This is a genomic window from Enterovibrio nigricans DSM 22720, from assembly GCF_900167155.1.
Classification (GTDB): Bacteria; Pseudomonadota; Gammaproteobacteria; order Enterobacterales; family Vibrionaceae; genus Enterovibrio; species Enterovibrio nigricans.
Map to the genome: position 1 here is coordinate 1 of NZ_FUXU01000128.1, position 6,869 is coordinate 6,869.

Annotated in this window: 5 protein-coding genes and 1 pseudogene; 2 read left to right on the forward strand and 4 right to left on the reverse strand. The window is 47.2% G+C overall.

The genetic code is table 11. The features are described from left to right. Positions 1–80: 80 nt before the first annotated feature. Positions 81–713: pseudogene (locus tag B5D35_RS22055) on the reverse strand (chemotaxis protein CheW); the annotation flags it as partial. Positions 714–1,148: 435 nt separating this feature from the next. On the opposite strand from B5D35_RS22055, the gene B5D35_RS22060 reads away from it, so the two are divergent. Both B5D35_RS22060 and B5D35_RS22065 read left to right on the forward strand, forming a co-directional pair. Then, positions 1,149–2,072, forward strand: coding sequence for a chemotaxis protein (locus B5D35_RS22060; RefSeq protein ID WP_078754597.1), 924 nt, complete (start codon positions 1,149–1,151; stop codon positions 2,070–2,072). 192 nt (positions 2,073–2,264) lie between these two features. After that, positions 2,265–2,573, forward strand: coding sequence for a DUF496 family protein (locus B5D35_RS22065; protein ID WP_067413977.1), 309 nt, complete (start codon positions 2,265–2,267; stop codon positions 2,571–2,573). Positions 2,574–2,789: 216 nt separating this feature from the next. Here the strand turns inward: B5D35_RS22065 and gnd are convergent, their stop codons facing one another. From gnd to zwf, 3 genes are all read right to left on the reverse strand, one after another. Then, on the reverse strand, positions 2,790–4,238 hold the full coding sequence (gene gnd / locus B5D35_RS22070; RefSeq protein ID WP_078754594.1) for a decarboxylating NADP(+)-dependent phosphogluconate dehydrogenase: 1,449 nt from the start codon (positions 4,236–4,238) through the stop codon (positions 2,790–2,792). A gap of 97 nt (positions 4,239–4,335) precedes the next feature. Further along, positions 4,336–5,055, reverse strand: coding sequence for a 6-phosphogluconolactonase (pgl, locus tag B5D35_RS22075; protein WP_078754595.1), 720 nt, complete (start codon positions 5,053–5,055; stop codon positions 4,336–4,338). Between the two features lies 1 nt (position 5,056). Next, positions 5,057–6,553 carry a glucose-6-phosphate dehydrogenase gene (gene zwf, locus B5D35_RS22080; RefSeq protein WP_078754596.1) on the reverse strand — a complete coding sequence of 499 codons (1,497 nt, stop codon included), beginning with the start codon at positions 6,551–6,553 and terminating at the stop codon, positions 5,057–5,059. Positions 6,554–6,869: the final 316 nt, after the last annotated feature.

A 6,869-nucleotide genomic window follows, 5' to 3' on the forward strand; every position in this document is an offset into this window, starting at 1 on the left:
CATGAGACTACGACGATTGATGGGTGTAGCCGATCAGATCGTAGCTTCTAGATTTAGTTCCATCGATTTAAGCAACAAAGCCTCTCGATACACTCAATACCCAATTGACCAAGTGTCTCTGTCACCTGCAGTCTCGCGGTGGAAGAGTCATCGACAACGAGAACGCGTTTGTTTACCAGATGCTGCGACAAGTCTTTGTCCAACACCTCTTCAGAAATACCAATGTCGTACGAAACAATTTCAGCGAGTACTTTCTCGACATCAATGATTTCGACAAGTTTATTGTCACCCTCATGTTCGAGCTTAGTAATGGCAGTGAGATAGTTGCCACGTCCCGTCGCGGGGGGTTCCATAATTTCATCCCACCCCATATTTTTGATATAAATCACCTGACCAACCAGGAAGGCTTGTATCGTACGGTTATACTCGGTAACGATAAGGTTGGTGTCCGGATCGCTTTCAAGTGCACGCATACCGATCGACTGACGCATGTCGATAACAGGAATGGAATGACCACGGATAGTCGCTACACCACTCACTTTCGGATGGGATCCCGGCATCTTATTGAGATGGGGTACTTTTAGCACTTCACGCACTTTAAATACGTTTATCGCGAATAGCTGCCGTGTGCCGAGTTGAAAAATAAGCAGCTCTAATCGGTTTTCCCCGACTAATTTGGTGCGGGAATCTACAGAATCTAAAATACTTGTCATTATCGTTATGCCGTATCGAATACTATATTTACTGCAAAGCAGCTATTAACATTCCATATGTACGCATCAAAGCCCTACAGCCCTCGTCACTAAAACAAAAAGACACGTACAAGCTCTTACACTGTTTAACAACGCAACGTCTACTTTACTACTCAAGTTAAACACAAATATCAATAACGCTCATGTTGCGTTCATTTTTTAGCGCGCTAACTATCATTTCCACTTTAATAGTAGAAAATCTCTTTGAAGAAAGCGAAACGTCGCTATCACAAATGTTCTGAATTTTCGTTCCATTCCCAGCGGACTAACCTTGTTCCCTCAGTATCTTGCCGACTTAAGCCAATAAATTGATACAACGTAGGTGTTATCGCCAATACGACAGGCTACAATCAAAGGACAAAAAGAATGGTATATACGTCCATAACAGGCGACGAAATGAAAAGTAAAGCCAACGAATCACAAGGAATGTTGCTCTTCCGGCTAACAGCAACACAATCCTTTGCAATCGGCACTCTCAAAGTACGAGAGATAGTCCCATTTTGCCCACTTACTGCGCTGCCTGGATCTCACTCCACGGTTGTTGGCACTGCTAATATCCGCGGTGTCACCACCCCCGTCATCGATATGGCAAAAGCAATCGGCTATAAACCGATCCCCAAAGAAGAGTACAAGCGCTGTTTTATCATCATTACCGACTGTCAACGTCGCGTGGTGGGATTTCTCGTCCGTGCCATTGAGAAAATCAGCGAATGTGATTGGCGAAATATCACGTCACCGCCAGATACACTGGGCTCACGTGCTTTTCTCACTGGCGTGATGGATGTCGATAATAAGCTGGTGCAGCTGTTGGATGTGGAACTCATTCTGCACAAAATATTTCCATCCCAAGAGGACAAGCTTCATCCCATCCTTGCTGATGTGGACAGAGAAAAACTCAAGCCCATGCACATCCTCCTTATCGATGACAGTAGCCTTGCACGCCGACAGTTATCAGAGGCGCTCGACAGCATCAATATCCCGTATGAGGTCAGCAACAATGGCCTTGATGCTCTTGAAAAAATGAAGAATACCGCGAGTGAAGGCCGTCCGTTTGACATTGTCGTCAGCGATATCGAGATGCCCGGCATTGACGGGTATGAACTGGCGTTTGAAATTCGCAACAACAGCGCGTTATCCGAAGCCTATCTCATCCTGCATACATCCTTGTCCAGCGAGATCAGTGTCGACCGCGCGCACCAAGTGGGTGCTCATGAAGCACTGACAAAATTTGACGCGACAGAACTGGTGAATGCCATGCTCAGAGGCTCAAATCTCAAGACCGCAGGTGAACACGTGCGTCTTGAAGGTGCCATTGAGTAAATTACTTTCAATTTTTTAAAGAACGGCATGTCAATGGCATGCCATCCTACCACCGCATTCCACCCATTTTTCCTACGCTCTAGTCTGATCAGTAGTTTGTTTTAAGTGACTTTTCATTGATCAAAAGACTGTTTCCCAGTGCCTCATTGTGGTTTAATTTCACCAGGATCACACATAGAAGGTTAAAGACCTATGAACAATGTATTCGAGATCGTTAAGTTCTCTCGTCGCAAAAACAAACTGAAGCGGGAAATTCAGGATAACGAGAAAAAAATCCGCGACAACCAAAAGCGCGTTACCCTGCTTGAGAACCTGCTTGACTACATTCAACCAGAAATGTCTCACGATGAAATCGTAGAAATCGTTAAGAACATGAAAGCGGACTATGAAGACCGCGTTGACGATCACATCATCAAGAGTGCTGAAATTTCAAAAGAGCGTCGCGAAATCAGCCGTCAAATCAAAGAATTGACCCGTCTGGATAAAGAAGGCAAAAAATAAGCTTTCTTATGAATTCTGAAAGGAGGCGAAAGCCTCCTTTTTTTATCACCGCTATTTGTTGATCAACCAAAAAACGGCGAAAGTCGTTTTTTGGTAACCTGCGAAACGTAGGTGTGGTGAAACGAATAGCGTGGTTTTACAAACGCATTGAACTCATTGCAAAAAAAGCCAGTCAGGAAACTGACTGGCTTTTTAATCTCTCGCGACAACCGACGATTAGCTGTTGTAAGTCGTCGATACGGTATCGCCGCCTTTACCCGTCCAGTTAGTGTGGAAGAACTCACCACGTGGACGATCAGTGCGCTCGTAAGTGTGTGCACCAAAGTAATCGCGCTGTGCCTGAAGCATGTTTGCTGGCAGACGCGCAGTGGTATAACCATCAAGGAACGTCAGTGCTGAAGACAGACCTGGTGATGGCAGACCGATTTCGAATGTTTTCGCCACAACTTTACGCCAAGAACCCATGCAATCTTCCAGAATGTTCTTGAAGTACGCGTCAGAGCCCAGGAATTTCAGGTCTGGGTTGCTTTCGTAAGCATCACGAATGTTGCCAAGGAATGCACTACGGATGATACAACCACCGCGCCACAACAAGGCTACGTTGCCGTAATTCAGATCCCAGTTGAACTGCTCTGATGCTTCACGGATCAACATGAAACCTTGCGCGTAAGAGATGATCTTCGCGGCAAGAAGAGCCTGACGCAGTGCTTCTAGCCACACGTCACGATCACCTTCTATAGTGCCTATTTTGTGTTGGAATAACGCTCCTGCTTCAACACGTTCATCTTTACGTGCTGACAACGCGCGTGCAAACACAGATTCGGTGATCAGCGTCAGTGGAATACCAAAGTCCAGCGCATTGATGCCCGTCCACTTACCGGTGCCTTTCTGGCCTGCGGTATCTAGGATTTTCTCCAGCACTACCTCACCATTATCATCACGGTATCCGACGATTTCGGCACTGATTTCCATCAGGTAGCTGTCGAGTTCGGTTTTGTTCCACTCGGTCATGGTCGCCTGCATTTCATCGTGATTCATGCCAAGGCCTTCTTTCATGAAGTGGTACGCTTCACTGATCAGCTGCATGTCACCGTATTCAATGCCGTTGTGTACCATTTTCACAAAATGGCCAGCACCTTCACGGCCCACCCAATCACAACACGCTTCACCATTGTCTGTCTTGGCAGAGATGGCTTGGAAAATAGGCTTAACGGCTGACCAGCCCGCAGGGTTACCGCCTGGCATGATTGATGGTCCGAAACGCGCACCCTCTTCACCACCAGAAACACCCGCACCGATAAAGACCAGACCCTTTTCTTCAAGGTCTTTCATACGACGTGTGCTGTCTGGGTAGTTGGAGTTACCACCATCAATGATGATGTCACCTTCATCCAGCAGCGGTGTCAGTGCATCAATAAACTGATCAACAACATCGCCCGCGCGAACCATCAGCATCACTTTGCGTGGCTTTTCCAGTTTCTCAACCAGATCTTCCAGTGAGTAAGCACCGATGATGTTGGTGCCTTTCGCTGCGCCTTCCAAGAACTCGTCAACTTTTGACGTAGTACGGTTATACGCGACTACGCGAAAACCGTTGTCGTTCATGTTCAGAATAAGGTTCTGGCCCATTACCGCCAGACCAATTACACCGATATCGCCTTTCATCTTTAGCTCCTTATGCTCAAATGACGCGGGTTAACGTCACCGCCACCTGAGTATTTCGTTCTTTGCAAACTCCATAGAATTCGCCCGTCAAATGTTGTTATGCCAATGCTTTTGCGGCAGCAGCATCTAAATACCATTCAGTGGTACCGTGCGTTGATTGAATGTGCGCTGCTGGATACGGCAAATTCGCTTGTGCATTCTCACCGTGGATCGCTTCAATCATTTCGGCTTTACCTGTACCCAATACCAAATAGCTGATGCGGTCGGCATTGTTCAGAAGACGCGCACTTTTCGAAACACGCAATTGACCGGACTGCGGATGTGCCGCCACCAATGTCAACGCGGGTTCATCGTAATGGGTTTGTCCAGGGAAAAGAGACGCCGTATGCCCGTCATCGCCCATACCTAACAAAATCCAATCAAAGGCTGGCAGGCCATTTTTCTCTGGCACGTCTGCTTTGATTTCCTCAGCGAGACGCTTTGCTTCCAGCTCGGCATCATCTTCACCACGAATACGGTGGATGTTTTCAGCAGGGATCTCAATCTTGCTGAACAGCAGTGCATTCGCTTCGCCGTAATTGCTTTCAGCATCGTCCGCTGCCACGCACCGTTCGTCTCCCCACCAGAAGTGAAGATTTTGCCATTGGATACTGTTTGCCCATTCAGGCTCAGACAGCAAAGTGAACAGCAGTTTAGGTGTACTGCCTCCAGACAACGAAATATGAACTGGACGACCTTGTTCACTCAAACTTTTCATCGACGCCGCCAGTTCATTCACCACAGCATCAGCATTTTCTCGTACGCGAAATTCCGTCATCTCATAACTCACAATATTCTGTATTTGTCAGGTTTTTGCACGGATAGCGCCATTCTCTTCCATCACGCTTCAGCAATTCATCTGCTTGCTCAGGTCCCCAAGTACCTGCTGCGTAACCGAACAGCGCATCAGGATCTTCTTTGTATTGAAGAATCGGTTCAACAAACTCCCAGCACGCTTTCACCGCATCTGAACGCGCGAACAGGGTTGAGTCTCCCTTGATAGCATCCAACAGCAGACGCTCATAGGCGGTAAGAAGTTGCGACTCTTTCAAGTCCTGATAATGGAACTCCATCGACACTTCTTTGGCTTCGAAACCCGCGCCCGGCTTTTTCAAGCCAAAGCTCATCAGAATGCCTTCATCTGGCTGAATACGGATGACCAGCTTATTCTCCGGCGCATTTGCACCAAAGACAGGGTGAGGCGTTTTCTTAAAGTGAATCACCACTTCCGTCACACGCGTTGGCAAGCGCTTACCCGTACGCACATAGAATGGCACACCATTCCAACGCCAGGTATCAACAAACATTTTCAAACCGATGTAGGTTTCAGTACGCGAGTCATCCGCTACACCCGGCTCTTCTCGGTAGCCTAACAGCTGCTCACCACGTACATTCGACCCCGTGTATTGACCCAGGACCAGATTGTTTCTCAAATCCGCTTCACTGAGTGGACGGAAACTCTGCATGACCTTGGTGACTTCGTCACGAATGGAATCAGAACGGATCGCTGCTGGCGGCTCCATCGCCACCATGCCCAACACCTGAAGCAGATGGTTTTGGAACATATCACGCACCGCACCAGAACCGTCATAGTATCCACCGCGACCTTCAACGCCCAAAAACTCAGCGCCGGTGATCTCGACGTAATCGATAAAGTTGCGGTTCCAGAGAGGTTCAAACATACCGTTGGAGAAACGGAACACCAACAGATTCTGCACCGTCTCTTTACCCAAATAGTGGTCGATACGGTACAACTGGTGTTCGTCAAACTGATCGTGGATTTTTTTATCCAGAGACTCCGCCGTTGCCGTGTCATACCCAAACGGCTTTTCAACGATGAGACGCTTCCAACCGTTCGACTGATCATGCAGATTATGGTTTGCCAGACACTCGGGAATAACGCCATACAAGCTCGGGGGCGTTGCCAGATAGTAGAGGTTGTTGTGTCCGGTATCGTGCTGCACACTCAGTACGTCTAGACGTGTCGCCAATTGATCGTATTTTGACGCGTCTGCAGGGTCGATTGACAAGTAGTAAATGTGTTGGCAAAAACGCGCCAGCGTTTCTTCATTTACTTTCTCGTTTGCAATTAAAAACGCAGCAAGTTTTTCGCGGAATGCTTCGTCGGTGTATTCCGTTCGACTGACGCCGAGAATCGTAAAGTTCTCAGGCATCATGCCATTTGCATAAAGGTGATAAAAAGCAGGGATCAACTTACGTTTGGTAAGGTCGCCTGACGCACCAAAAATTACGATATTGTTATTATCTTTCGCCATATGGATTTCCCCGCGATGGGCGATTATTCAGGCTTGAAGAGACAAAAAGTGTACAACATCGTCAAGCCGTTTAAATTAGCCCATAAAATATCAGCATTTGCCATGGCGATTGATTGGTTTTACCTATTTTTAAAATAGAAAATCCCTTTGAAAATCGCGTTTCGGCGATATTTGATACTCTTTTGACCAACGCGATGGCACGGTGTGCAAATACTGTACAAATGCCTGATGCGAGTCGTTGAACCGAATAGGAGAATTTGGGGCTCCGTTGCAAAGTTTTAAGTTTCAGGCAATCTAGTGTCACCTTCCTCGTCGT